The organism is Janthinobacterium sp. Mn2066 (genome assembly GCF_049319705.1).
Classification (GTDB): domain Bacteria; phylum Pseudomonadota; class Gammaproteobacteria; order Burkholderiales; family Burkholderiaceae_D; genus Janthinobacterium.
Genome location: NZ_JBMOUF010000006.1, coordinates 167,360 through 192,715, shown reverse-complemented (window position 1 = coordinate 192,715; position 25,356 = coordinate 167,360). Strand labels below are relative to the sequence as shown.

At 59.4% G+C, this 25,356-nt stretch carries 23 protein-coding genes; 17 read left to right on the top strand and 6 right to left on the bottom strand.

Annotated features, from left to right (window positions below; translation table 11 throughout):
* The first annotated feature begins 91 nt into the window (after positions 1-91).
* Entirely contained in the window at positions 92-943 is an 852-nt protein-coding gene (locus ACL9RI_RS13400; protein WP_422727067.1) for an MOSC domain-containing protein, read from the top strand.
* A 37-nt stretch (positions 944-980) separates the two neighbouring features.
* Positions 981-2,171, top strand: a complete 1,191-nt coding sequence (locus ACL9RI_RS13395; RefSeq protein WP_422727066.1) for a DUF484 family protein — start codon at positions 981-983, stop codon at positions 2,169-2,171.
* A gap of 5 nt (positions 2,172-2,176) precedes the next feature.
* Here the strand turns inward: ACL9RI_RS13395 and ACL9RI_RS13390 are convergent, their stop codons facing one another.
* Positions 2,177-4,156 (bottom strand): cation:proton antiporter, encoded by a 1,980-nt coding sequence (locus ACL9RI_RS13390; RefSeq protein ID WP_422727065.1) that lies wholly within the window; start codon positions 4,154-4,156, stop codon positions 2,177-2,179.
* Between the two features lie 109 nt (positions 4,157-4,265).
* On the opposite strand from ACL9RI_RS13390, the gene ACL9RI_RS13385 reads away from it, so the two are divergent.
* The 7 genes from ACL9RI_RS13385 to hpf all read left to right on the top strand — a co-directional run bounded on the left by ACL9RI_RS13385 (position 4,266) and on the right by hpf (position 9,759).
* A complete protein-coding gene (locus ACL9RI_RS13385) occupies positions 4,266-5,276 on the top strand; it encodes a KpsF/GutQ family sugar-phosphate isomerase (protein WP_422727064.1) in 1,011 nt (336 codons plus the stop codon).
* Positions 5,276-5,809: a KdsC family phosphatase gene (locus ACL9RI_RS13380; protein ID WP_422727063.1), complete on the top strand. Its 534-nt coding sequence runs from the start codon at positions 5,276-5,278 to the stop codon at positions 5,807-5,809. The genes ACL9RI_RS13385 and ACL9RI_RS13380 overlap by 1 nt, the downstream gene beginning before the upstream one ends.
* Positions 5,810-5,848: 39 nt before the next feature.
* Positions 5,849-6,460, top strand: coding sequence for an LPS export ABC transporter periplasmic protein LptC (lptC, locus tag ACL9RI_RS13375; protein ID WP_422727062.1), 612 nt, complete (start codon positions 5,849-5,851; stop codon positions 6,458-6,460).
* 26 nt (positions 6,461-6,486) lie between these two features.
* On the top strand, positions 6,487-7,092 hold the full coding sequence (gene lptA, locus ACL9RI_RS13370; RefSeq protein WP_422727061.1) for a lipopolysaccharide transport periplasmic protein LptA: 606 nt from the start codon (positions 6,487-6,489) through the stop codon (positions 7,090-7,092).
* Entirely contained in the window at positions 7,092-7,847 is a 756-nt protein-coding gene (lptB, locus tag ACL9RI_RS13365) for an LPS export ABC transporter ATP-binding protein (RefSeq protein ID WP_422727060.1), read from the top strand. The genes lptA and lptB overlap by 1 nt, the downstream gene beginning before the upstream one ends.
* Positions 7,848-7,851: 4 nt before the next feature.
* Positions 7,852-9,330, top strand: a complete 1,479-nt coding sequence (locus ACL9RI_RS13360) for an RNA polymerase factor sigma-54 (protein WP_422727059.1) — start codon at positions 7,852-7,854, stop codon at positions 9,328-9,330.
* A 69-nt stretch (positions 9,331-9,399) separates the two neighbouring features.
* Positions 9,400-9,759: a ribosome hibernation-promoting factor, HPF/YfiA family gene (hpf, locus tag ACL9RI_RS13355; protein ID WP_183737033.1), complete on the top strand. Its 360-nt coding sequence runs from the start codon at positions 9,400-9,402 to the stop codon at positions 9,757-9,759.
* An 85-nt stretch (positions 9,760-9,844) separates the two neighbouring features.
* Here the strand turns inward: hpf and rapZ are convergent, their stop codons facing one another.
* The 5 genes from rapZ to ilvA form a co-directional block, all read right to left on the bottom strand.
* Positions 9,845-10,708 carry an RNase adapter RapZ gene (gene rapZ / locus ACL9RI_RS13350; RefSeq protein ID WP_422727058.1) on the bottom strand — a complete coding sequence of 288 codons (864 nt, stop codon included), beginning with the start codon at positions 10,706-10,708 and terminating at the stop codon, positions 9,845-9,847.
* Positions 10,709-10,911: 203 nt separating this feature from the next.
* Positions 10,912-11,847: an HPr(Ser) kinase/phosphatase gene (hprK, locus tag ACL9RI_RS13345; RefSeq protein ID WP_183680697.1), complete on the bottom strand. Its 936-nt coding sequence runs from the start codon at positions 11,845-11,847 to the stop codon at positions 10,912-10,914.
* Positions 11,848-11,883: 36 nt separating this feature from the next.
* Positions 11,884-12,366 (bottom strand): PTS sugar transporter subunit IIA, encoded by a 483-nt coding sequence (locus ACL9RI_RS13340; RefSeq protein WP_422727057.1) that lies wholly within the window; start codon positions 12,364-12,366, stop codon positions 11,884-11,886.
* A gap of 357 nt (positions 12,367-12,723) precedes the next feature.
* Complete coding sequence (gene queF, locus ACL9RI_RS13335; protein WP_422727056.1) at positions 12,724-13,566, bottom strand: NADPH-dependent 7-cyano-7-deazaguanine reductase QueF; 843 nt, start codon at positions 13,564-13,566, stop codon at positions 12,724-12,726.
* A gap of 94 nt (positions 13,567-13,660) precedes the next feature.
* The gene (gene ilvA, locus ACL9RI_RS13330; protein WP_422727055.1) at positions 13,661-15,196 is read right to left on the bottom strand and encodes a threonine ammonia-lyase, biosynthetic; all 1,536 of its coding nucleotides are present in this window, start codon (positions 15,194-15,196) and stop codon (positions 13,661-13,663) included.
* A gap of 229 nt (positions 15,197-15,425) precedes the next feature.
* On the opposite strand from ilvA, the gene ACL9RI_RS13325 reads away from it, so the two are divergent.
* From ACL9RI_RS13325 to ubiB, 8 genes are all read left to right on the top strand, one after another.
* Complete coding sequence (locus ACL9RI_RS13325) at positions 15,426-15,917, top strand: YqaA family protein (RefSeq protein WP_422727054.1); 492 nt, start codon at positions 15,426-15,428, stop codon at positions 15,915-15,917.
* Positions 15,918-16,172: 255 nt separating this feature from the next.
* Positions 16,173-20,204, top strand: coding sequence for a DUF3683 domain-containing protein (locus tag ACL9RI_RS13320; RefSeq protein WP_422727053.1), 4,032 nt, complete (start codon positions 16,173-16,175; stop codon positions 20,202-20,204).
* Positions 20,201-20,653, top strand: a complete 453-nt coding sequence (locus tag ACL9RI_RS13315; protein ID WP_422727052.1) for an HIT family protein — start codon at positions 20,201-20,203, stop codon at positions 20,651-20,653. Before ACL9RI_RS13320 ends, ACL9RI_RS13315 begins: the two co-directional genes overlap by 4 nt.
* Positions 20,654-20,661: 8 nt before the next feature.
* Entirely contained in the window at positions 20,662-21,108 is a 447-nt protein-coding gene (locus tag ACL9RI_RS13310; RefSeq protein WP_422727051.1) for a gamma-butyrobetaine hydroxylase-like domain-containing protein, read from the top strand.
* A 150-nt stretch (positions 21,109-21,258) separates the two neighbouring features.
* Positions 21,259-21,993 carry a bifunctional demethylmenaquinone methyltransferase/2-methoxy-6-polyprenyl-1,4-benzoquinol methylase UbiE gene (gene ubiE, locus ACL9RI_RS13305; RefSeq protein ID WP_034753359.1) on the top strand — a complete coding sequence of 245 codons (735 nt, stop codon included), beginning with the start codon at positions 21,259-21,261 and terminating at the stop codon, positions 21,991-21,993.
* 25 nt (positions 21,994-22,018) lie between these two features.
* Positions 22,019-22,990 (top strand): Tim44 domain-containing protein, encoded by a 972-nt coding sequence (locus ACL9RI_RS13300; protein ID WP_422727050.1) that lies wholly within the window; start codon positions 22,019-22,021, stop codon positions 22,988-22,990.
* A 147-nt stretch (positions 22,991-23,137) separates the two neighbouring features.
* Positions 23,138-23,770, top strand: a complete 633-nt coding sequence (locus ACL9RI_RS13295; RefSeq protein ID WP_422727049.1) for a ubiquinone biosynthesis accessory factor UbiJ — start codon at positions 23,138-23,140, stop codon at positions 23,768-23,770.
* On the top strand, positions 23,767-25,338 hold the full coding sequence (gene ubiB, locus ACL9RI_RS13290) for a ubiquinone biosynthesis regulatory protein kinase UbiB (protein WP_183680680.1): 1,572 nt from the start codon (positions 23,767-23,769) through the stop codon (positions 25,336-25,338). The genes ACL9RI_RS13295 and ubiB overlap by 4 nt, the downstream gene beginning before the upstream one ends.
* Positions 25,339-25,356 lie beyond the last annotated feature (18 nt).

The following is a 25,356-nucleotide window of genomic DNA, read 5'->3' as shown; positions in this document are numbered from 1 at the left end:
TCATCAGGCAGATTTACGCTGGCCCGCTTTGCTGCCATACTTCGCCCTTGAACAATTCATTGGCAGACGCTGCGGCACTGCCCCGTGTCACATGGCCTTCCTGTCCGACATCACCCTCTATCCGATCAAGTCCTGCGCTGGTATTTCCTTGCGCGAGGCGGTCCTGACGCGTTCGGGCCTGATGAGCGAGCACGTGTATGACCGCGAATGGATGGTGGTCGATGCGCACGGGCGTTTCCTGACCCAGCGCGAACATCCGCGCATGGCGCTGATCGTGCCGCGCATCAAGGCCACCACCCTGGAACTGCGCGCGCCGGGCATGCTGCGCCTGGAAGTGGAACTGGGCTTGCCCCACCCGCAACTGGCGCCCACCCTGGAAGTGCAAGTCTGGGACGATACCTTGCGCGCCTATGATTGCGATGAAGTGACGGCCACCTGGTTTTCCAACGCCATCGGCGTGCCGTGCCGGCTGGTGCGCTTTCACCCGGATGTGGTGCGCGCCACCAGCACCAAGTGGACCGCCGGCGTTGCCGCTTCGACCATGTTTGCCGATGGCTACCCGGTGCTGATCGCGGGCGCCGCCTCGCTCGACGACGTCAATGAAAAATTGCGCGCCGCCGGCCGTGCACCGCTGCCGATGGACCGCTTCCGGCCGAACCTGGTGATCGGCGATATCGGCGCCTTCGAGGAAGACTATGCGGATTTCCTGCAATTTGGCGCCACCGTACTGAAACCCGTCAAGCCGTGCTCGCGCTGCCCGATCCCCTCGGTCGACCAGGCCACGGGCGTGCCCGGCCCCGATCCGCTCGATGTGATGCAAGGCTATCGTGCCAAGCCTGAGCTCGATGGCGCAATCTGCTTCGGCATGAACGCCATCGTCACGGAGGGGGGCGATGAGCGCATCGTCGTGGGCCAGGAAGTCGGTTTCGAACTGGCATTTTAAGTGCCGCGCCTGCACAGAAGGGTTTGAGGTTTTTGAGATGAATCAACCGATATCGCCAGTGCCAGGCCAGCCTGAGGATGAGGCTACGCAGCAACGACTTGCCAGCCTGGAAGCCGAGAACCAGACCTTACGTGCACGCATGGCGTTTTTGCTGGAACAGGTCGAGCGCAACCATGACATCATGTGCCGGCACCAGGCGTTTGACCTGGAAATTGTCAGTGCGTCCACCTTTCCCGAACTGATCGGCACGATCTTCCGCACCTTGCCCGTGATTTCCGACCTCGATGGCGTCACCTTGAGCCTGCTTGACGAGGAAGACGATATCTTGCTGGTGATGGAAAAGCTGGGCGTCGATTTCAGCATCTTTCCGCAACTGCAGTTTGTGCATGCGGCGGCGGAACTGGGTTTTGCACCGCCCGCGCCCGTGCCGGAAGGCGAGCCGGCCTTGCCGCCGCTGCCCTTGCTGGTGGCCTTCGATGCTGCGCTGCATGGCCAGCGCTTTCCCGGCGCCGACCTTGCCTTGCGTAGCGTGGCGCTGGTGCCCTTGCTGCGCAACAAGCGCCTGATCGGCAGCCTGAACCTGGCCAGCAGCGACGTGACGCGCTTTACGCCCGCGCTGGGGACGGATTTCATCAAGCACATGGCCTCGATTATCGCCATCTGCCTGGAAAACGTGATCAGCAATGAAATGCTGAAATACATCGGCTTGACCGACTCGCTGACGGGCGTCTACAACCGCCGCTATATCGACCGGCGCCTGCTGGAAGAGATCGCGCGCGCGCGCCGGCAGAACTATTGCATTTCCTGCATGTACATCGATATCGACCATTTCAAGCTGGTCAATGACACGCATGGCCACCAGGGCGGCGATGAAGTGTTGCGCGAAGTTGCCGCGCGCATCCGCCACGAATTGCGCCGCTCCGATGCGCTGGGGCGTTTTGGCGGCGAGGAATTCGTCGTGCTGCTGATCGATGCCGATCTCGACAGCGCTACCTTCGTGGCTGAACGCATCCGCGCCAGCATTGCCGACACCATGTTCGACTTGCCTGGCAGCACGCAAACCTGGGTCAGCGTGTCGATCGGCGTGGCCAGCCTCGATGGGGAAGCGATCCTGCAGCCGATGGAAACGGTTGCCCAGCAACTGGTGGCCAACGCCGACCTGGCCCTGTACCAGGCCAAGGCCAACGGACGCAACCAGGTGGTCAGCTGGCAGGCGCCGATCTCATGATGGTGTCAACGTAATAACAGGTTTTCCGCCTTCGCCACTGCATCGGCGCTGCCGCGCAGTACCACCACGTCGCCAATCGCCAGCTGCGTTTCGGGCGTGATATCGAGCCGTTCCCGTCCGCGGCGGATGGCGGTAACAAAAGCGCCGCAGCTGGCCACATCCACCGTGCTGAGCGGCAATCCCACGCACTGGGCGCCATCGTTGACTGTTACCGTATGCAAACGTTCCAGATCGGCATCGTCACCCGTATCGCTGGCGCCATGGAAATAGCCGCGCAGCGAGGCATAACGCTCTTCGCGCGCCGCCTGCACGCGGTGCACCACGCGCCGCAGCGGCACGCCCATCATGATCAGCGCATGCGAGGCCAGCATCAGGCTGCCTTCCATCAATTCCGGCACCACTTCGGCCGCGCCCGCATCGCGTAGCTGGTCGAGGTCGCTATCGTCATAACTGCGCACGATGACGGGCACGGTGGGCGCCATGTCGTTGAGCAGGTGCAACAGTTTCAAGGCGGCCGGCGTGTTGGCATAGGTAATCACGACGGCGCTGGCGCGGTAAATACCGGCGGCCACCAGGCTTTCGCGCCTGCCCGCATCGCCATACGAGACGTGGGCGCCGGCCAGTTGCGCTTCCTGCACCCGTTCCGGGTCCAGGTCCAGCGCGTGGTATTCGATGTGTTCTTCCGTCAGCAAGGTGGCAAGGCTTTGCCCGCTGCGCCCGAAACCGGCGATCAGCACGTGCTGTTGCGCGGCCATCGTGCGCGTGGCGATCTTGGTCAAGGCCAGCGATTGCATCATCCAGTCGTTGGCGGCCAGTTTCATGACGATCGCGTCCGACTTGGCGATAATCAATGGCGCCACCAGCATCGACAGCACCATTGCCGCCAGCACCACCTGCACCACGAACGGGTCCATCAGCTTGATGCCGCCTGCCAGGTTCAGCAGCACGAAGCCGAATTCGCCGGCCTGGGCCAGTGCCAGGCCCGTGCGCATCGACACACCGGTCGACGAGCCGAACAGCCTGGCCAGGCCCGTGATCAGGGCAAACTTCAGCATTACGGGCACGCATAGCAGCAGCAAGACCAGCGCCCAATTGTCGATCACCACGCGGATATTGAGCAGCATGCCGACGGTAATGAAGAACAGGCCCAGCAGCACATCGCGGAACGGCTTGATGTCTTCTTCCACCTGATGCTTGAATTCTGTCTCGGAAATCAACATGCCGGCCACAAAGGCGCCCAGGGCCAAGGACAGGCCAGCCCGCTCCGTGATCCAGGCCGCGCCCAGGGTGATCAACAGCAGGTTGAGCATGAACAACTCTTGCGAGCGGCGCTTGGCAACGATGGTCAGCCAGCCGCGCACCAGCTTCTGGCCAATGAACAGCAGCATGATCAGCACGATCAGGGCCTTGCCGCCCGCCCACAGCAGGGTTTCGGCCAGGGTTTCGGAGTCGCGGGTCAGGGCGGGAATCAGGATCAGCAGCGGCACCACGGCCAGGTCCTGGAACAGCAGGATGCCGATGATCTTGCGCCCGTGTTCGCTTTCCAGTTCCAGCCGCTCCGTCAGCATCTTCGAGACGATGGCGGTCGATGACATGGCCAGCGCACCGCCCAGGGCAAACGCCGCTTGCCAGCTGATCTGGATGTAGGCCGACAGGGTGCGTTCCACGATCCAGCCAAAGATGACGGTGGCGACGATGGTAGTGACCACCTGCGCCATTCCCAGGCCAAACACGATGCGCCGCATGGCGAGAAACTTGGGGAGAGAGAATTCAAGCCCGATGGAAAACATCAGGAAGACGACGCCGAATTCGGCCAAAGTATGGCTGGCTTCGTTTTCGGCCGCCAGGCCCAGCGCATGGGGGCCGATGACGATGCCGACGGCCAGGTAGCCCAGCATGGGCGGCAAATGCAACATTCTGAAAGCGACCACGCCCAGTACGGCGCTGCCAAGTAGCATCAGGGTCAATTCTAGCGAGGAAAACATGGGGTTGCCCTGGATGGTCAGTGGAAATCGTTGTTTGTTACGACTGGCAAGTTTTTTGCTTTCCTAATTCGTTTATACTTTGCGCATGAGTGTAACCCATGAAAAAACAATGCTGAAAGCTTTTGATCGAATTGACATGAAAGCCACAACCGAGCGCGCCGTGGCCTTGGCGCGCACGACCCTGCAGATCGAGTCCGACGCCATCGTTGCGCTCGATGCGCGGCTGGCCACGGACGATAGCGTGGGCCGCGCCGTGGCGCTGTTGCTGGAATGCAAAGGCCGCGTGGTCGTCTCCGGCATCGGCAAATCGGGCCATATTGCGCGCAAGATTGCCGCCACCCTGGCCTCGACCGGCACGCCGGCCATGTTCGTGCATCCGGCCGAAGCGGCCCATGGCGACCTGGGCATGGTCACTTCGGAAGACGCGTTTATCGCGATTTCGTATTCCGGCGAATCGGCCGAACTGATGGCCATCATGCCGGTCGTCAAGCGCATGGGCGGCGTACTGATCGCCATGACGGGCAAACCGCAGTCCAGCCTGGCCCAGCTGGCCGACGTGCATCTCGATATTTCGGTGGAAAAAGAAGCTTGCCCGCTGAACCTGGCGCCGACGGCCAGCACCACCGTGACCCTGGCCCTGGGCGATGCGATTGCCGTCGCCTTGCTCGATTTGCGCGGTTTCAAGGAAGAAGATTTTGCCCGTTCGCATCCGGGCGGCGCCCTGGGCCGTCGTTTGCTCACGCACGTGCACGACGTGATGCGCAGCGGCGAGCAGGTGCCCAAGGTGGCGGTGGAGGCATCGCTGCTGCAGGCGCTGGAAGAAATGACGAAAAAGGGCATGGGCATGACGGCCATCGTCGATGGCGACAACCGTCCGGTCGGCGTGTTTACCGATGGCGATTTGCGCCGCATGTTTGAACGCGTGCAGGATTTCACGCAAGTCGCCATCCGCGACGTGATGCATGCGCAGCCGCGCAGCATCGCGCCCGAGCGCCTGGCGGTCGATGCTGTTGCCGTGATGGAACAGTACCGCATCAACCAGATGCTGGTGGTCGATGCCGACGGCAAGCTGGTCGGCGCCCTGCATATTCATGACTTGACGCAAGCGAAGGTGATCTGATGGATAGCGTGGCAGACAACCTGGCGCGGGCCGCCAGGGTCAAACTGATGATTTTTGACGTCGATGGCGTGCTCACCGACGGTAGCCTGCATTTTGGTCCGGACGGCGAAATGATGAAGACGTTCAATGTGCACGATGGCCTGGGCATCAAGCTGCTGCAGGAGTCGGGCGTGCAGACAGCCATCATCAGTGCGCGCCGCTCGGCGATCACGGCGCGCCGCGCGCAAGACCTGGGTTTTACCCACGTGCACCAGGGCGGCCACGACAAGCTGACGCCGTTCCGCGAATTGCTGGCGCTGACGGGCTTGACGGAAGAGCAGTGCGGCTATATCGGCGATGATGTGGTCGATGCGCCGCTGCTCAAGCGCGTCGGCTTTGCCGTCAGCGTGCCGAACGGGCGCCCGGAAGCGCAGGCGCTGTCGCATCACCTGACGCAGGCCGGCGGCGGCAAGGGGGCGGTGCGCGAAATTTGCGAATTCCTGCTGCGTGCCCAGGGTAACTACGAGCGCGTCATGGCGCCGTTCCTGGAGTAAGGCCTTGGCAAGCAGCATCATCATGGAAAGTGTCTTACTATGAGCAAGTCGGGAGGCGCCCATCGCTGGCGCATGACGTGGACCGTGCTGGGCGCGGTCGTGTTTGCGCTCGGCAGCTTTTGGCTGCTGGAGTTGATGAACCGGAATAGCCAGGAAATCAATGCCAGCAAGCAGGTGAATGAGCCCGACTATTTCGTCACCAATTTCAGCGTGGTACGCATGGATTTGCAGGGGAAACCCAGCTATATCGTATCGGGTACCAAGCTCACGCATTACCCGGCCGATGATTCGTCCGATATCGACCATCCTTTCGTGCGCAAGATCAGCCCGGACCTGCCGCCGCTGAATATGAATGCCGAACTGGCCCATATCGACCAAGGCAATACGCGGCTGCAGTTGTACCGCAATGTGGTGATCGACCGGGTGGCCAGTCCCAAGGTGCAGAACATGACGCTCAAGACCGAGGCCTTGACGGTCTTTCCCGATGAGGAACGGATGGAAACGGCCGTGCCGGTCGATATGCTGCTGGGAACTTCACATGTCACGGGCGTGGGCATGAAGGCCAATAACGCGACCGGCGTGGTGGACGTGGAGCAGAACCTGCGCATCGTCTATCCGCCAGCGCCGCGCAAGGGCGCGGCAGCAAAATGACAGTATGCAAATAAGGAAATCATAAAATGAAAAAAATCTTGCTGTTGACCTTGTTGTCGACCGTATGTTCGCTGGGTCTGATCGGTGCGGCGCGTGCCGAAAAGGCCGATTCCGAAAAGGAAGCCGTGATCACCGCCGAGCGTGGCCACGTGGATGATGTCAAGCAGGTGCGCACCCTGACGGGCAATGTGGTGCTGGTCAAGGGCACCCTGACCATGAAAGCAGGCCGCGCCCAGATCACGGAAGATGCGCAGGGCTACCAATTCATCATTTTCTGGGCGGAAGCGGGCAAGCTGGCCACCTTCCGCCAGAAGCGCGATGGCGAAGGCGATTTGTGGGTGGAGGGCGAGGCCGAACGCGTGGAATACAATAACAAGACGGAAGTGGTGAAGCTGTTCTCGAAAGCCAAGCTGACGCGCCTGGAAGGCACGAAGCCGACCGACGTCGTCAACGGCGCCTTCATTTCTTATGACAGCCGCAAAGAAGAATTCCAGATGGAAAATACGGAGAGTGGCAATAACACGCCGGGCGGCGGTAGCGTGCGCATGGTGATCCAGCCGAAAAACAAGGCGCCTGCTGCGTCTACGCCGGCGGCATCGGCCCCGGCCACGCCTGCGCCAGGAAAGAAATAATGGAAAATATACGCTGCGGCAGCACCCTGATCGTGAAAGGGCTGCAAAAAACCTATGGCAAGCGCCAGGTCGTGCATGATGTCTCGCTGCAAGTCGAATGCGGCGAAGTGGTCGGCTTGCTGGGCCCCAACGGCGCCGGCAAGACCACCTCGTTCTATATGATCGTCGGCCTGGTGCCGTCGGACGGCGGCACCATCGATATCAGCGGCGTGGACATTTCCAGCCTGCCGATTCATCGCCGCGCGCAGATGGGCTTGTCGTATCTGCCGCAGGAAGCGTCGGTGTTCCGCAAGCTGACGGTGGAAGACAATATCCGCGCCGTGCTGGAAATCCAGACCGTCGAAGGCCGTCCCTTGAAAAAGGCGGAAATCGAAGAACGCCTGAATACCTTGCTGGCCGACTTGCAGATTGAAAAGCTGCGCGAAAACCCGGCCCTGTCACTATCCGGTGGCGAGCGCCGCCGGGTGGAAATTGCCCGCGCGCTGGCCACCGATCCCCGCTTCGTGCTGCTCGACGAACCGTTTGCCGGCGTCGACCCGATCGCCGTGATCGAGATCCAGCGCATCGTGCGTTTCTTGAAGGAGCGCAATATCGGCGTGCTGATCACCGATCATAATGTGCGCGAAACGCTGGGTATTTGCGACCGCGCCTACATCATCAACCAGGGTTCGGTGCTGGCGTCGGGACGTCCCGATGACATCATCGCCAACGAGTCGGTACGCCGGGTCTATCTGGGCGAACACTTCCGTATGTGAGCCAATGAAACAATCATTGCAGCTGCGCACTTCGCAGCACTTGGCATTGACGCCGCAGTTGCAACAATCGATACGCCTGTTGCAACTGTCCACACTGGAATTGCACCAAGAGCTGGAACAACTGCTGACGGATAACCCGCTGCTTGAGCGTCTCGACGATCCGCTCGATCGTTCGCTGCGCCTGCTGTCCGACGGCGCCTTGAGCTCCACCGCCGCGCCGGCCGAAGCGCCGCCCCAGCCACCGAGCCAGGAAACACCGGCAGCGCCGGCCGAGGCCGATGGCTATGAGGGCGATGCGGGCGAAGCCACGGCGGCGCCGGACACGGGCGACAGTGACTGGAGCGAAGCGAGCCGGGGCAGGGCGCCCGAGGACGACGATGCGCGTCCGCAACTCGAAGCCCATCACTGCACCTTGCGCGAGCACCTGATGGAACAGATGCGCGTGACGGTGCTGGAATTGCGCGACCGCGCGCTGGTTGAGCTGATCATCGACGCGCTCGACGACAATGGCTACCTGGACGAGTCGCTCGACGATATCCTGGCGCGCCTGCCGGAAGAGCTCGACATCGACGCCGATGAGCTGCGCACGGCCCTGGTGCTGCTGCAAAGTTTCGATCCGCCGGGCGTGGGGGCGCGCAATGCCGCCGAATGCCTGGCCCTGCAAATCCGCCGCCTGCCAAATATTGCCCTGGTAACAAGACGCATGGCCTTGGCCATCGTCGAAAAACACCTGGCCTGGTTTGCCCAGCGCGACTTCAACAAACTGAAAAAAGCCCTCAATTGCGACGAGGAAGACTTGCGTGAAGCACAAGCAGTGATTCGCCAGTGCAACCCGCATCCGGGCGCCGTGTTTGCCTCCGACGTGTCTGATTATGTGGTGCCGGACGTGGTGGTCAAGCGCGGCCGCAATGGCTGGCAAGTGACTTTGAACAACGATGTCATGCCGCGCCTGCGGGTCAACGCCATGTATGCGAACCTGCTCAAGCAGGGCAAGGGCGAGGGCGCGATGGGCGTACAGTTGCAGGAAGCCAAGTGGCTGATCAAGAATATGCGCCAGCGTTTCGATACGATACTGCGCGTGGCGCAAGCGATAGTAGAACGACAAAAGAATTTTTTCTCGCACGGCGCCGTCGCCATGCGCCCCCTTGTGCTCCGCGAAATAGCTGATACACTGGGTTTACACGAGAGTACTATCTCGCGGGTAACAACCCAAAAGTACATGCTGACCCCGCATGGCATGTTTGAGTTGAAATATTTTTTTGGTAGCCATGTCGCCACCGAAGCGGGGGGCGAGGCATCGTCAACGGCGATACGGGCACTGATCGTGCAACTGACAGGAGCAGAAGACACAAAAAATCCTTTATCCGACAGTAAGATTGCGGACATGCTGGGGGAACAGGGCATGGTGATTGCGCGACGTACTGTTGCCAAATACCGGGAAGCGTTGAAAATTCCGCCAGTGAGCCTGCGTAAGTCTTTGTAGTTTTTTCGGTTCCTCTACGGGTCGGATACGATGGACTCCGCACGAACCTGATCATCTTTAGGAGTGTGTATGAATCTCACCATCAGCGGACATCATCTTGAAGTGACACCAGCCATCCGTGAATACGTACAAACGAAACTGGAGCGTGTGAAACGTCATTTCGATCAAGTTATCGATATTGCCGTGATTCTGACCGTCGACAACCTCAAAGAGAAAGCAAAACGTCAAAAGGCCGAAGTCAATTTGCGTCTGAGCGGCAAGACCGTGTATGTGGAAAGCCTGGCGCAAGACCTGTACGCCGCCATCGATACCCTGATCGACAAGCTGGACCGGCAGGTGATGAAATACAAAACCAAAGTGCAAGGGCACGGTAAAGAGGCGATCAAGCATCTGCCAGACAACACAGAAGAAGCCGCTATCGCCGTGTAAGGCCAGCCGCTTCCCACCGTTGTGATCAAAACTAAGGGCGCATATGCGCCCTTTTTTGCGCCTGTTTTTTGCGTTTATTTATTTCTCAGGTGCGTTCCCGATGACGCAATACCACCCGTTCACTCGCACTGAAATACTGCGCCAGACGCTCTGCCATGTAGACGGAACGGTGTTGTCCCCCTGTGCAACCGAGGGCCACGGTCAGGTAGCTGCGGTTGTCGGACTTGAAGGACGGCAACCACTTTTCGATAAAGGCGCGTATGTCGCCCAGCAATTCAATCGCGCTGGGCTGGGCGTCGAGGAAGGCGATCACGGGTCCATCGCGGCCATCGAGCGGGCGCAGGCTCAGGTCATAATAGGGATTGGGCAAGGCCCGCACGTCGAAGACGAAATCGGCGTCGAGCGGCACGCCCAGCTTGAAGGCAAACGATTCGAAAAACAGGGTCAGCGGCGCGCGTTCGGAAGCGACGATATCCTTGATCCAGGCGCGCAGCTTGTTCGCGCTCAATTCGGACGTATCGATCAGGTGACCGAGCTGTTCGATGGCCGACAGGCGTTCGCGCTCTTCCGAAATGCATTCGATCAAGGTGCGGCGGCTGGCCGGATTCTGGTTGGGGCGCAATTCGTGCGACAGCGGATGGCTGCGCCGCGTTTCAGAAAAGCGCGCCACCAGGGCATGCGTGGTGGCCGTCAGGAACATGACCTTGACATCATGTCCCTGGTCGCGCAGCAGGGCCACATTATGCGGCAGGCTGACCAGCGATTCGGCGCTGCGCGCATCGACGGCCACGGCCAGTTGCGGCGTGCCTTCATCGAGCAGGGTTTGTACCAGGCTGGGCAGCAGGGCGGGCGGCAGGTTGTCGACGCAATAATAGCCGGCATCTTCCAGCACATTGAGTGCGACAGATTTACCGGAGCCGGATATTCCGGTGATAAGGACGATATGCATAGGGCCGATCATACAATAAAGATCGCTTCCATGCCCTTGCTGCCACTATCTTTACAAATTATTGCAACTTGAGTACGGCATTGTTTGCATCAGATCTTATGGTTGAGGGCAAGCTGGCCAGCGACTCAATTTGGGGTCTGACCCGCCGGGGAAATGTGTCCCAATGGGACACATTTCGATTCTAAAAGAACAGACCCCAGTATTTAATCCCCGCTCATTGCTAATCTCTGCCGCTCCATAAATTCCTGCAAGGTATCAATCCCCCGCAGTTGCAGGATGGTGTTGCGCACGGCCGCTTCCAGCAGCACGGCGATGTTGCGGCCGGCGGCGACGGGGATCACGACCTTGCGGATGGGCAGGCCCAGCACGTCTTCGGTGGGGAACAGGAAGGGCAGGCGTTCGACTTCTTCTTCCAGCGCATTGCGGCGCACCAGGTGCACGATCAGTTTCAAGCGCATCTTGCGGCGCACGGCCGTTTCGCCAAAGATGGCCTTGATGTCGAGCAAGCCCAGGCCCCGCACCTCCAGCAGGTTTTGCAGCAGCGGCGGGCAGCGTCCTTCGATCATGTTCGGCGCGATGCGCGAGAATTCGACGGCGTCGTCGGCCACCAGGCCGTGGCTGCGCGAGATCAGCTCCAGGCCCAGTTCGCTCTTGCCCAGGCCCGAGTCGCCCGTGATCAGCACGCCCACGCCCAGCACGTCCATGAAGACGCCATGCATGATGATGCGCTGCGCCAGCTTTTTCGACAGGTAGACGCGCAGGAAGTCGATCACTTGCGCGGCCGGCAGCGGGGTCGAAAACAAGGGGATATTTTGCTCGTCGCAAATGGCGAGGATGTCGGGCGGTGTTTCGAGGCCTTGCGCGATGATCAGCGCCGGCGGGCCGCCAGCGATCAGTTCACCGATCACGTGGGTGCGTGTATTGACCTTGAGGCGCTGGTAATAATTGATTTCCTGGTGGCCGAACACCTGGATGCGGCCCGGGTGGATCAGGTTCAAGTGGCCGACCTGGTCGGCCGCGGAAGAGACATCGCCGGAGATCAGGCGTTCGCCGCCAGGGAAGCCGGCGAACCAGCCCAGTTGCAGGCTTTCACGATTATCGTCGTACAGGCGTTGTATCGTCAGCGGCGTTTGCAACATGGCGGTCTTCTTCAGGAGTGGAGGAATACCTGAAGTTTAACCCGCCGCCTGCAAGCTGGGTTGCCAATTGATGATGCGCTGATGTACCGATTTCGGATCGGGATCGGTGGCCAGGGCCGTACGGAAGGCGTCGTCGGAAAACATTTCAGCAATTTCCGACAGGATTTCCAGATGTTGCTGCGTTACATGATCTGGAATCAGCAGGAAAAACAACAGATTGACGGGCTTGCCATCCGGCGACTCGAACGGAATCGGTTCGGCCAGGCGCACGAAGGCGCCCAGCGGCGCTTTCAGGGTCTTGCTGCCCTTGACCCGGCCATGCGGCACGGCCACGCCATGGCCCAGACCCGTCGAGCCCAGCCGTTCGCGGGCAAACAGGTTGTCCGAGACGGTGGAGCGGGCGATGCCGTAATTGTTTTCGAAGATCAGGCCGGCTTGCTCGAAAGCGCGCTTTTTGCTGGAGACTTCCAGATCCAGAAGGACATTTTCGAGGGATAGTATTTTGCTAAGATTAGTCATGACACTCAGTGAAATGGTGCAATGCGCAGAGGGCTTGCGAGCCGAATTATAGGCCTGTTTTCGTGGCCTGTAACGCCAATTCTCGACAGTATACGCCCGCTTGGGGCGCAGTGGGCGCTCGTGTACGCGCCATACTGTCATTAATTAAAAGGTAACATCGAGATGAATTAGCTATTTCTCGATTGAAAACGAATGTCTTTCCGGTTTTTCCGTCGCAGAAAGACAATTTTCCGATTTTTCCGTGCTTTTTTCGTATTGCGTGGTGTTGCAACTACGTTGTATTAAAACACAGCCGACATTCCTGTCGGCATCGTTTTATCCTTTACACGGCCTTTATCGCCCTTTTATTGACGTGCCTCATTGACGGGCATTCCGCAAATTACCCGGCATCTTGCCCGTGCTGAAGTTGCTGCGCCACGGGTTGATATCGAGTCCGCCGCGGCGTGTGTAGCGCGCGTAGACGGACAGTTTTTGCGGTGCGCACTGGCGCAGGATATCGACAAAGATGCGCTCCACGCATTGCTCGTGGAATTCATTATGTTCACGGAAACCGATCAGGTAGCGCAACAGGCTTTCCTGGTCGATTTGCGGTCCTGCGTATTCGATCTGCACGCTGCCCCAGTCCGGCTGTCCCGTCACCAGGCAATTCGACTTGAGCAAATGCGACACCAGCACTTCTTCCACCGGCGCTTCGTCCCTGGCCGCTTTCAGCAGCAGGGGCGAGGGCGTGTATTGCGTGATCTCGATATCGAGGCGGTCCAGCAGCACGCCATCGAATTCGCCCATCTTCAGCTTGCCGAAATCTTCCTGCAAGGTCAGTTCCACCTGCACCGGCGCGCCAAAACCTTGCGATAAATCCTGTACCAGCAAGGCGCGCAGCGCATCGGCGCTGGCCAGCCTGGTCTGGTTGAACGAGTTCAGGTACAGCTTGAACGATTTCGATTCGATGATGTTGGGCGAGTCGGCCGGGGCGCTGACCTTGGCGATCGCCACTTGTGGCTTGCCGCGCAGGTTGAGCCACGACAATTCGTAGGCATTCCAGATATCGAGGCCGAAGAAGGGCAGGGTGCCGTGCAGCGCCAGTTCATCGCGCTTGCCCTGGCGCGGAATCGGAAACAGCAATTCCGGCGCGTAATCGGTGCGGTAAGCGGAGTTTTTGCCCAGTGGAGACAGGCCGGCAAGGTCGTTGGTGGTGGTCATGGTCGTGTCGCGTAGTTCAATCAAGCACGCATGGTAGCCTATTTACCGGTATGGCAAGAACTGGAGCCAGGCCGATTGGCCTGGCTCAACAGATTTAGCCAAGGAACAGCTTGTACACCGGATTGCTGGTCTCATCCCAGTAACGATAACCGAGCGTATCGAGGAAACGGGCGAATTCCGGCATTTCCTCGGGCGGCACCTGCAAGCCGATCAGGATGCGGCCCACGTCGCCACCCTGGCTGCGGTAATGGCACAGTGAAATGTTCCAGTTTGGCGCCATGCTGTCGAGGAAGCGCATCAGCGCGCCCGGACGCTCGGGAAACTCGAAGCGGTACAGCAATTCATCCTGCGCCAGCTGGCTCTTGCCGCCGACCAAATGGCGCAAATGGGTCTTGGCCAGTTCGTCGTGCGTCAGGTCCAGGGTCTTGAATTCGTGTTCTTCAAAGAGGCGTGCCACCTGGGCCGACTCGTCGCGGTTGGCGATCTGGATGCCGACAAACACATGGGCGTGTTTTTCATCGCTGATGCGGTAATTAAATTCCGTCACGTTGCGCGCCCCCACCAGCGAACAGAAGCGCTTGAAGCTGCCGCGCTGCTCGCGCATGGTGACGGCAAACACGGCTTCGCGGAATTCACCGAGCTCCGCCCGCTCGGCCACGAAGCGCAAACGGTCGAAGTTCATGTTGGCGCCGCTGGCAATCGTCACCAGGGTTTCATTGTTGACCGGATGGCGCGACAGGCTGGCCCGTTCCACATAGGCCTTGGCGCCGGCAATGGCCAGCGCGCCCGACGGTTCCAGGATGCTGCGCGTATCCGTAAACACATCCTTGATGGCGGCGCAGATGGCGTCCGTATCGACGGTGATGATTTCATCGACATAGGCTTGCACCAGGCGGAAGGTTTCTTCGCCGGCCAGGCGCACGGCCGTGCCATCGGCAAACAAGCCCACGTCGTTCAGGGTGACGCGCTCACCGGCCTTGAGCGAGCGCGCCATGGCGTTCGAATCGACGCTTTGCACGCCGATGATCTTGATGTCCGGACGAATCTGTTTCACGTAGGCAGCGATGCCGGCGATCAGGCCGCCGCCGCCGATGGGTGCAAAAATTGCATGGATGGGGCCGGCGTGCTGGCGCAGGATTTCCATGCCGATGGTGCCCTGGCCGGCGATCACGTCGGGATCGTCGAACGGGTGCACAAAGGTCAGTTTCTGTTCCTGCTCCAGCGTCTTGGCATGGTTGAACGCATCCGTGTAAGACTCGCCGTGCAGCACCACTTCCACCTGCGTGCCGCCGCGTTGCTTGACCGCCTCGACTTTGACCATCGGCGTGGTGGTCGGCATGACGATGACGGCGCGGCAGCCCATGCGCGCCGCCGACAGGGCCACGCCCTGGGCGTGGTTGCCGGCCGAAGCGCAAATGACGCCCCGTTTGCGTTCCGCATCGCTGAGCTTGGCCATCTTGTTGTAGGCGCCGCGTATCTTGAAGCTGAACACGCTTTGCATGTCCTCGCGCTTGAAATAAATCTGGTTGCCCAGGCGCTGCGACAGGGCAGGGGCCAGTTCCAGCGGCGTTTCGGTGGCGACGTCATAGACGCGGGCGGTCAGGATTTTCTTGAGGTAGTCGATGTTCATAGTCTGCAAGCGAGTGATTCTGGGCCAGGAACTTACTGGGACGTATACGTCGATAGCGGTCTTGCCGTAGCGGGTAAGCCAGGCAACAATACTACGCGATGAATTGACGTAGCAGATATTACGCGTTGGAGCGGCAGGCCGGTAAGCCTTTGTGGCTGCGCACGGTTGATGCCCGGTACAGCCTGCGCTTCATTATAATGGAGAGCTTTACAGCACCGAGTAGTGTTCAATGATCGAATCTGCAATCGCCTGGCTGCTGCACCTGATTGCAGCGCCGGAGGTCGGGCTGACATCGGTCTTTCTGATCAGCTTTATCTCCGCCACCTTGTTGCCGCTCGGCTCAGAGCCGGCCGTGTTTGCCGTGATCAAGGCCAATCCCTCGCTGTTCGGCGCCGTCATCGTGGTGGCCACGGTGGGCAATACCCTGGGCGGCATGGTCGACTACTGGATGGGCTACCGCGCCAAGCAGGCGTTTGCCAAGGAGCGCGAAACGCGCTGGTTCGGCTGGCTGGCCCGCTATGGCGCCAAAACCATGCTGCTGGCCTGGCTGCCTGGCATCGGCGATCCCCTGTGTACGCTGGCCGGCTGGCTGAAACTCCCGTTCTGGCCTTGCGTTGCCTATATGGCCATCGGCAAGTGCGCGCGCTACCTGACCATGACGATCTTGCTGCTGTATGTACCTGATGGGACGTGGCATTGGATCGGTACTTTGCTGTCTTGAACGGGATCAAATGCAACGCCATTCCGGTCCATTTTTAACAGTTTGATAATTTGTGGCAGGAACAGATTCTTGGCATTTTTCTTTGAAAAATGACGCATGGATCATTTTTTATTCATGCAAAAATCTGCTTGACCATATTTGCTATGGCTTGCCACGTCCTGCATAAACCTTGGGCGGGCTAAGGCTGTTAGGGCATGGTGCGGCGCAATAAGCTAGAATGGGTCTTTAGGGTACTGTCTACACGCCACCAATTCCATGAACGCTCCCGCACAAATTCAAGCTTTATTGGCAGAAACACCGAATGGTCCAGCAGCCAGCCGACTGCGCGAAATCCCGTATAACTACACGTCGTTTTCCGATCGTGAGATCGTCATCCGGCTGTTGGGAGAGGACTCCTGGCGTCTGCTCGATGAGCTGCGCGGCGTGCGCCAGACGGGCCGTTCGGCGCGCATGCTGTACGAAGTGCTGGGCGATATCTGGGTGGTGCGCCGCAATCCCTACCTGCAGGATGACTTGCTCGACAATCCCAAGCGCCGCCAGGGCTTGATCGATGCCTTGCACCACCGCTTGACGGAAGTCGACAAGCGCCGCCTGACGGTCGATAGCGCGGCCGATGCTGCCGCTGATACGTCTGCAGACACCCAGCAGCGCAGCGCCAATGTCGAATCCCTGCTGAAAGCGGCGGGCAAGGCCGTGGCCGACTTTGGCGACGAGTTCCGCAAGACCTATGACTTGCGCAAGCGCACGGTCAAGGTGCTGGGCCGTTACACGGAAAAACACAATATCCGCTTTGACGGCATGACCCGCGTGGCCCACGTGACGGACGCCACCGACTGGCGCGTCGAATATCCGTTCGTCGTGCTGACGCCCGACACGGAAGAGGAAATGGCCGGCCTGGTCAAAGGCTGCATCGAGCTGGGGCTGACCATTATCCCGCGCGGCGGCGGCACCGGTTATACGGGCGGCGCGATTCCCCTGACGCCGATGTCGGCCGTCATCAACACGGAAAAACTGATCACCCTGGGCGCGGTGGAAATGCAAGTCTTGCCAGGCTTGACGCATGAATACGCGACGATCAATTCGGGCGCCGGCGTGATTACCAACAAGGTGTCGGAAGCGGCGGAAAAAGCTGGTTTCGTGTTTGCCGTCGATCCGACATCGGCCCATGCTTCGTGTATCGGTGGCAACGTCGCCATGAATGCGGGCGGCAAGAAAGCCGTGCTGTGGGGCACGGCGCTGGACAACCTGGCCTCGTGGCGCATGGTCGACCCGAATGGCGACTGGCTCGACGTCACGCGCCTCGATCACAACCTGGGCAAGATCCACGATATTGCGCTGGCACGTTTCCAGCTGGAATGGCGTCACCCGAGCACGCGCGACGCGACGAAGCCGAATGCCCCGTTCAAGATGGAAATTCTGGAAATTCCTGGCCGCAAATTCCGTAAAGAGGGCCTGGGCAAGGACGTGACCGACAAATTCCTGGCCGGCTTGCCGGGTATCCAGAAAGAAGGTTGCGACGGTCTCATCACGTCGGCGCGCTGGATCCTGCACAAGATGCCGAAATTTACCCGTACCGTCTGCCTGGAATTTTTTGGCCAGGCGCGCGATGCGATTCCGTCGATCGTGGAAATCAAGGATTACCTGGACGGCTTGCCGGCCAAGGGCGAGCAATACACGACCCTGCGTCTGGCGGGCCTGGAGCATCTGGACGAGCGCTACCTGCGCGCCGTCGGCTACGCCACCAAGTCGAAACGGGGCGTGTTGCCGAAGATGGCCCTGTTTGGCGATATCGTCGGCGATGATGAAAATGCCGTCGCGCAAGCGGCGTCGGAAGTGGTGCGTATCGCCAACACGCGCGTGGGCGAGGGCTTTGTTGCCGTCAGCCCGGAAGCGCGCAAGAAATTCTGGCTGGACCGCGCCCGCACGGCCGCGATCGCCAAGCACACCAACGCGTTCAAGATCAATGAAGACGTGGTGATCCCGCTCAATCGCATGGGCGAATACACGGATGGCATCGAACGCATCAATATCGAACTGTCGATCAAGAACAAGCTGCAATTGGCCGATGCCCTGAGTACATTCTTTGGCAAGGGCAATTTGCCAATCGGTAAGAGCGACGACGCCTCGGACGACCGCGTCGATGATGCTGAAATGCTGGGTGACCGCGCCGAGCAGGCGCAGCAGTTGCTGGCGCAAGTCACGGCACGCTGGACCTATCTGCTGGGCCAGCTGGACCGGCCGCTGGCCGAGGTGCAGGGCGAACTGGCCGAACTGGGCCTGGAGCGTTTGCTGCCCGTGTTCGAGGCGCGCCTGCAGACGCAGCCTGAAGCGACCTTGTTTGATGTAGTGCAAGACCGCACCGTGCGCATTAGCTGGAAACAGGAAATCCGCGCCCAGCTGCGCCAGATTTTCAATGGCGCCGCTTTCAAATTAATTCTGGATGAGGCGACGGCGATTCACGCGCGCATCTTGCGTTCGCGCGTGTTCGTGGCGCTGCACATGCATGCGGGCGATGGCAACGTGCACACCAACTTGCCCGTCAACTCGGACAATTACGAAATGCTGCAAGACGCCCACGAAGCCGTGGGCCGCATCATGGTGCTGGCCCGTTCGCTGAATGGCGTGATTTCCGGCGAACACGGTATCGGCATTACCAAGCTGGAATTTTTGACGGAAGAAGAGATCGGCGACTTCCGCAGCTACAAGCTGCGCATCGATCCGGAAGGCCGCTTCAACAAGGGCAAGCTGCTGAACTTGCCGGGCATGGGCGCCGACTTGCGCAATGCCTACACGCCATCGTTCGGCCTGATGGGCCATGAATCCCTGATCATGCAGCAAAGCGATATCGGCGCGATTGCCGACAGCGTCAAGGATTGCTTGCGCTGCGGCAAGTGCAAACCCGTGTGCTCGACCCACGTGCCGCGCGCCAACTTGCTGTACTCGCCGCGCGACAAGATCCTCGCCACTTCCTCGCTGATCGAAGCGTTTTTGTATGAAGAACAGACGCGGCGCGGTATTTCCATCAAGCATTGGGAAGAGTTCGAAGACGTGGCCGACCACTGCACGGTCTGCCATAAATGCGTCACGCCTTGCCCCGTGAATATCGATTTCGGTGACGTTTCGATGAATATGCGCAACCTGCTGCGCAAGATGGACAAGAAAAGCTTTAATCCGGGCACCAAAGCGACCATGATGTTCCTCAACGCTACCGATCCCGTGACGATCAACGCCACGCGCAAGGTCATGATCGGCTGGGGTTACAAGGCGCAGCGCCTGGGGCACGATTTGCTGAAGAAATTTGCCAAGAAGCAGACCAAGGCGCCGCCGCCATCGACGGGCAAGCCACCGGTGAAAGCGCAGGTGATTCACTTCATCAATAAAAAGATGCCAGGCAACTTGCCGAAGAAATCGGCACGCGCCTTGCTCGACATCGAAGATGACAAGGTGATCCCGATCATCCGCAATCCGAAGACCACCACGGCCGATACGGAAGCCGTGTTTTATTTCCCTGGCTGCGGTTCGGAGCGCTTGTTCTCGCAAGTAGGCCTGGCCACGCAGGCGATGCTGTGGGAAGTGGGCGTGCAGACCGTCTTGCCGCCTGGCTACCTGTGCTGCGGTTATCCGCAACGCGGTGCCGGCGAGTTCGACAAGGCTGAAAAGATGATGACGGACAACCGCGTGCTGTTCCATCGCATGGCCAACACGCTCAACTATCTGGACATCAAGACGGTGCTGGTGTCGTGCGGCACCTGTTATGACCAGCTGGCAACGTACCAGTTTGAAAAGATTTTCCCTGGCTGCCGCATCATGGATATCCATGAATACCTGCTGGAAAAACAGGTCAAGCTGGAAGGCGTGAACGGCACGCGCTATATGTACCACGAGCCTTGCCACAATCCGATGAAGCTGCAAGAGTCGGGCAAAACCATCAATTCCCTGATCAGCACGGTGGACAACGTGAAGATCGAAAAGAATGACCGTTGCTGCGGTGAATCGGGTTCGCTGGCCGTGACGCGCCCGGACATTTCCACGCAAGTGCGTTTCCGCAAGGAAGAAGAAATGGTCAAGGGCGCCGACAAGCTGCGTGGCGACGGTTTTACGGGCGACGTGAAAATCCTCACCAGCTGCCCATCGTGCCTGCAAGGCTTGTCGCGCTACAATGACGATTCGGGCACGACCGCCGACTACATCGTCGTCGAGATCGCCAAACATTTGCTGGGAGAAAACTGGATGCCAGACTATGTGAAACGCGCCAACGATGGCGGTATCGAGCGGGTGCTGGTGTGAGTACGGTCAGTTGCGATCTGTGCAATCTGCTTGATGGCTTTGCGCAAAAGCAAGGCCTGGAAAGCTTGCTGTGGCGCAGCGACCGGCTGGCCGTGGTGGCCGTCGATGACGCCGCCTATCCCGGCTTTTGCCGCGTGATCTGGAACAAGCACGTCAAGGAAATGACGGACCTGACCCCAGGCGAGCGTAATTACGTGATGGAAGTCGTCTGGCAAGTCGAGCTGGCCGTGCGCGAAGTGATGCAGCCGGAAAAGGTCAATGTGGCCAGTTTCGGCAACATGACGCCGCATGTGCACTGGCATGTGATTCCCCGCTACCGTGACGACGCGCATTTTCCCCATCCCAGCTGGGCTGTCGTGCAGCGCGAAACGCCGGCCGCCGTGCTGGCCGCGCGCCGCGCCTTGCTGCCGGCATTGCGCACCGCCATTATTCAACGCTTATCTGCATAGAGTTACTCATGAACCAAATAGCAACACCGCAGCCGACCGGCATTACCGTCCACAACCAGTCACGCGTGCTCGACATTGCTTTCGATGACGGCAGCAACTTTGCCTTGCCATTTGAATACCTGCGCGTGTATTCGCCGTCGGCCGAAGTGCAAGGCCATGGCAAGGGCCAGGAAGTGCTGCAAACGGGCAAGCGCCTGGTGGGCTTGACGAATCTGGAGCCGGTCGGCAACTACGCTTTGCAACCGACCTTCAGCGATGGCCACAACACGGGTTTGTACACCTGGAGCTATTTGTACAAGCTGGGCGTGGAGCAGGCCAAGCTGTGGCAAGACTATCTGGATCGCTTGGCTGCAGCCGGTTATCCCGGTGACAGCGGCCGCGATGCGCTGGCCGACATGACGATCAAGCAATCTTCCGGCCATGTGCATGGTCCCAGCTGCGGTCACAAACACTAAGCTTTTTCATTGCAAAGACGGGCTGCCCCGGACGGTTGAAACCGCTCCGGGGCAGCCCGTTTTTTTTGTCCGTTTTTTTGTCCCTATGGCAAGCAGGGGAAAATGGGCGTGCGCTTGTATAATGCACTTAGTTCAAACAGGCTGCCTACCATGACCAATACCACCCATTTCGGATATAAAACAGTTGCAGAAGACGACAAAGTGCGCGAAGTCGCCAAGGTGTTCCATTCCGTCGCTGCCAAATATGATGTGATGAATGACTTGATGTCGGGCGGGCTGCACCGTCTGTGGAAGACGTTTACGATCGCCAACGCGGGCGTGCGCCCCGGCTTCAAGGTGCTCGATATCGCTGGCGGCACGGGCGACTTGTCGAAGGCCTTTGCCAAGCAGGCTGGTCCTACCGGTGAAGTGTGGTTGACCGATATTAATGAGTCGATGTTGCGCGTTGGCCGCGATCGCCTCTTGAATCGTGGCTTATTGACCCCAACTCTGCTCTGCGATGCTGAAAAGCTACCTTTTCCTGACAACTATTTTGACCGTGTCAGCGTGGCTTTCGGCTTGCGTAATATGACGCACAAGGATGTGGCGCTGGCAGAAATGCGCCGCGTGCTGAAACCGGGCGGCAAGCTGCTGGTCCTGGAATTTTCCAAGGTGGCGGCGCCGCTGCAAAAACCCTACGATCTGTATTCGTTCTCGGTACTGCCGTGGTTCGGACAGAAAATCGCGGGTGACGCGGAAAGCTATCGTTATCTGGCCGAATCGATCCGCATGCACCCTGACCAGGAAACCCTGAAGACCATGATGGAAACGGCGGGCCTGGAGCGTGTGCAATATTACAATTTGACGGCAGGTATTGCCGCTTTGCATACCGGCATCAAGATGTAGTGGTGCCGGCACTTTAGGAGATGGAATGAAGATGAAGAAATTTTTGGTTGGCATGATGTTGGCCGCGACCACGGTATCGATGCTGGGCGAAGCCCTGGCGCGTCCCATGGGAGGTGGCCGCTCCATTGGCCGCCAGTCGCAAAACGTAGGTCGTCAGGCGCCCGCTCCGGCACCGGCGCCTGCGCCTAGCCAGGCGCCACGTCAAGCCCAACCGACGCCAGCGCCTGCTCCGGCTGCTGCAGCGAAACCGCCTAGCCGCTGGAAAGGCATCCTGGGCGGCGCCTTGCTGGGCCTGGGCCTGGGCGCGCTGCTGTCGCATTTTGGCCTGGGCGGTGCTTTGGCCAGCATGATCAGCTCCTTGCTGATGGTGGCCTTGATCGCTGGCGTGATTTTCTTCATCTACCGCATGGTGCGCAGCAAGCGCGACGGTGGTACGGCGAATGCCAACAATGGCGGCAACAATCCGTTTGCCAATTTTGGTGGTAATTTCAACAACGCGCCTGCACCGGCCGGCAATGTGCCGGACATCGGTTCGCGCATTCCACCACTGCCGCCGCTGCAACCGGTCTCGTCCGGCGTAGGCCTGGACAAGCCGGCGCCTGCCGCTGCCGCGCCATGGGGTGTACCAGCCGATTTTGACAAGGATAATTTCCTGCGCCATGCGAAAAGCAATTTTATTCGCCTGCAAGCGGCCTGGGACAAGTCGGACGTCAACGATATCCGTGAATTCACTTCGCCGGAAGTGTATGCCGAACTGCGCATGCAAATCCAGGAACGTGGCGGCCAGGCGGACTTCACCGACGTGGTCACCATCGATGGCGAATTGCTGGGTATTGAAACGGGTGCCAATGATTACCTGGCCAGCGTGAAGTTCACCGGCCTGATCCGTTCGGCGCCGAACGCGGCGGCCGAGCCGTTCGCGGAAGTGTGGAATATGTCCAAACCGCTCAATGGCAATGGCGGCTGGGTCCTGGCAGGCATACAGCAATTGAATTAATGGTAATTTTTTCCTGAGCGGCAGCTTAAGCACAGAATGAATTCATGCTGCTTGAGGGATATTTCCTGCTGAACTGGTAAGATCGAAACCGCCCGTATGATTAACGGGCGGTTTTTTCTTTTTTAGGGCGCCACTAGGCGCAAGGTAATGATTTCTCCGATTCCAGACCAATCCCTGCTGATGGCGCCTGCCGTCGCCGCCATCAATCATCTGCTGGCGCAAGAGCCATGGGCGCGCCAGCAGTTGGCTGTGCACGCCGGCAAGATCGCCTGCATCGATACGGGCGCCGTGGCCTTGCGCCTGCAAGTCGACAGCGCCGGCATGCTGACGTCGGCCGCTGGCGATGTGCCGGCCAATGTCACCATCCGCGTCAAACTGTCGGACTTGCCGCTGATTGCGCAAAACCGCGAGCGCGCATTTTCCTATGTGAAGATCGAAGGCGATGCCGAGTTTGCCAATGCGATTTCGCAATTGAGCAAGGGTTTGCGCTGGGAAGCCGAGCACGACCTGGAAAAAGTGCTGGGCCCCATCTTTGCCACGCGCCTGGTGGCCGGTGCAAAGTCGGCTGTTGCCGCCGTCCGCGCGGGACATCAGAAGCTGGCCGAGAATGTGGCCGAATATTTCCTGGACGAACAGCCGATGCTGATCCGTCCCACCACCTTGCACGACTACTCGGCCGGCGTGACGCGCATGCGCGATGACGTCGAACGCCTGGCCAAGCGTATCGCCAGGCTGGAAAAGGCGCTGCCGCCGCAACCTACACCGGATGTGTCTACATGATCTTGAAATTCCTGCGCCTGTTCAAAATTATTCGGGTTTCCATCAAGTACGGTCTCGATGAAATCGCCATTTCCGGCCTGAAAGTTCCCCGTACTGCCAAGCTGATCGATACCTTGATTTTCTGGCGCGACCTGTCCTCGCCGCGCGGCTTGCGGCTGCGGCTGGCGCTGGAAGAGCTGGGCCCGATTTTCGTCAAGTTTGGCCAGGTGCTGTCGACCCGGCGCGACCTGATGCCGCCCGATATCGCCGACGAGCTGGCGCGCCTGCAAGACCGGGTGCCGCCGTTCGATTCCGACCTGGCCATCGCGCAAATCACCAAGTCGCTGGGCGCCCATCCGGACGAGTTGTTCGCCCGCTTTGAGCGCGAACCGGTGGCCTCTGCCTCGATTGCCCAGGTGCATTTCGCCACATTGAAGAACGGCAAGGAAGTGGCCGTCAAAGTCTTGCGTCCGGGCATGAAAAAGCTGATCGACGAAGACGTGGCCCTGATGCATATCGCGGCCGACTGGACCAGCCGCTTGTGGGCTGACAGCAAGCGGCTGAAGCCGAAAGAAGTGGTGGGCGAGTTCGACAAGTATCTGCATGACGAGCTGGACCTGATGCGCGAGGCCGCCAACGCCAGCCAGCTGCGCCGTAACTTTGCCAATTCGAATTTATTGCTGGTGCCGGAAATGCACTGGGATTATTGCTCCAGCAGCGTGATCGTGATGGAACGCATGTATGGCATCCCCGTGTCGCAGATCGACCGCCTGGCGGCCGCCGGCGTGGACTTGCGTAAACTCTCCAGCGATGGCGTGGAGATTTTCTTCACACAAGTGTTCCGTGATGGTTTTTTCCATGCGGACATGCATCCAGGCAATATTCTCGTCTCCATCGCACCCGAGTCGTTCGGCCGCTATATCGCGTTGGACTTTGGCATCGTCGGCACCCTGAACGATTACGACAAGGATTATCTGTCGCAAAACTTCCTGGCCTTCTTCCGCCGCGACTACAAGCGCGTGGCCGAAGCGCATATCGAATCGGGCTGGGCGCCCAAGGAAACCCGCGTCGATGAACTGGAAGCGGCCGTGCGCGCCTGCTGCGAACCGATCTTTGACCGCCCGCTGAAAGATATTTCGTTCGGCCAGGTGCTGCTGCGGCTGTTCCAGACTTCGCGCCGTTTCAATGTGGAAGTACAGCCGCAACTGGTGCTGCTGCAAAAGACCCTGCTCAATATCGAAGGCCTGGGCCGCCAGCTGGACCCGGACCTGGACTTGTGGCAAACGGCCAAGCCTTACCTGGAAAAATGGATGAGCCAGCAAGTGGGCCCGCAAGGTTTTATCGACAAGCTGCGCGCCGAGGCGCCACGCTATGCGCATATCTTCCCGCAACTGCCGCGCTTGCTGCATCAAGCCTTGACGGTGCATGGCGAACCGCGTGAAAACGAGGTGGAACTGATGAAAACCTTGCTGGCAGAACAGCAGCAGACGAATCGATTGCTGAGCTTTATCGTCTACTTCGTCGGTGCCTTTGCCTTGGGCGCCTTGGGTTTCCAGGTCTTCATGCGCTGGCACCAGTTGCCGTTTTAAGCACTCCAGGAGCGAAGT

Excerpts from the sequence above, each read along its gene's own strand:
- ACL9RI_RS13400 (WP_422727067.1), top strand. The coding sequence starts at position 92 with ATGGCCTTCCTGTCCGACATCACCCTCTATCCGATCAAGTCCTGCGCT.
- ACL9RI_RS13395 (WP_422727066.1), top strand. The coding sequence starts at position 981 with ATGAATCAACCGATATCGCCAGTGCCAGGCCAGCCTGAGGATGAGGCT.
- ACL9RI_RS13390 (WP_422727065.1), bottom strand. The coding sequence starts at position 4,156 with ATGTTTTCCTCGCTAGAATTGACCCTGATGCTACTTGGCAGCGCCGTA.
- ACL9RI_RS13385 (WP_422727064.1), top strand. The coding sequence starts at position 4,266 with ATGCTGAAAGCTTTTGATCGAATTGACATGAAAGCCACAACCGAGCGC.
- ACL9RI_RS13380 (WP_422727063.1), top strand. The coding sequence starts at position 5,276 with ATGGATAGCGTGGCAGACAACCTGGCGCGGGCCGCCAGGGTCAAACTG.
- lptC (WP_422727062.1), top strand. The coding sequence starts at position 5,849 with ATGAGCAAGTCGGGAGGCGCCCATCGCTGGCGCATGACGTGGACCGTG.
- lptA (WP_422727061.1), top strand. The coding sequence starts at position 6,487 with ATGAAAAAAATCTTGCTGTTGACCTTGTTGTCGACCGTATGTTCGCTG.
- lptB (WP_422727060.1), top strand. The coding sequence starts at position 7,092 with ATGGAAAATATACGCTGCGGCAGCACCCTGATCGTGAAAGGGCTGCAA.
- ACL9RI_RS13360 (WP_422727059.1), top strand. The coding sequence starts at position 7,852 with ATGAAACAATCATTGCAGCTGCGCACTTCGCAGCACTTGGCATTGACG.
- hpf (WP_183737033.1), top strand. The coding sequence starts at position 9,400 with ATGAATCTCACCATCAGCGGACATCATCTTGAAGTGACACCAGCCATC.
- rapZ (WP_422727058.1), bottom strand. The coding sequence starts at position 10,708 with ATGCATATCGTCCTTATCACCGGAATATCCGGCTCCGGTAAATCTGTC.
- hprK (WP_183680697.1), bottom strand. The coding sequence starts at position 11,847 with ATGTTGCAAACGCCGCTGACGATACAACGCCTGTACGACGATAATCGT.
- ACL9RI_RS13340 (WP_422727057.1), bottom strand. The coding sequence starts at position 12,366 with ATGACTAATCTTAGCAAAATACTATCCCTCGAAAATGTCCTTCTGGAT.
- queF (WP_422727056.1), bottom strand. The coding sequence starts at position 13,566 with ATGACCACCACCAACGACCTTGCCGGCCTGTCTCCACTGGGCAAAAAC.
- ilvA (WP_422727055.1), bottom strand. The coding sequence starts at position 15,196 with ATGAACATCGACTACCTCAAGAAAATCCTGACCGCCCGCGTCTATGAC.
- ACL9RI_RS13325 (WP_422727054.1), top strand. The coding sequence starts at position 15,426 with ATGATCGAATCTGCAATCGCCTGGCTGCTGCACCTGATTGCAGCGCCG.
- ACL9RI_RS13320 (WP_422727053.1), top strand. The coding sequence starts at position 16,173 with ATGAACGCTCCCGCACAAATTCAAGCTTTATTGGCAGAAACACCGAAT.
- ACL9RI_RS13310 (WP_422727051.1), top strand. The coding sequence starts at position 20,662 with ATGAACCAAATAGCAACACCGCAGCCGACCGGCATTACCGTCCACAAC.
- ubiE (WP_034753359.1), top strand. The coding sequence starts at position 21,259 with ATGACCAATACCACCCATTTCGGATATAAAACAGTTGCAGAAGACGAC.
- ACL9RI_RS13300 (WP_422727050.1), top strand. The coding sequence starts at position 22,019 with ATGAAGATGAAGAAATTTTTGGTTGGCATGATGTTGGCCGCGACCACG.
- ACL9RI_RS13295 (WP_422727049.1), top strand. The coding sequence starts at position 23,138 with ATGATTTCTCCGATTCCAGACCAATCCCTGCTGATGGCGCCTGCCGTC.
- ubiB (WP_183680680.1), top strand. The coding sequence starts at position 23,767 with ATGATCTTGAAATTCCTGCGCCTGTTCAAAATTATTCGGGTTTCCATC.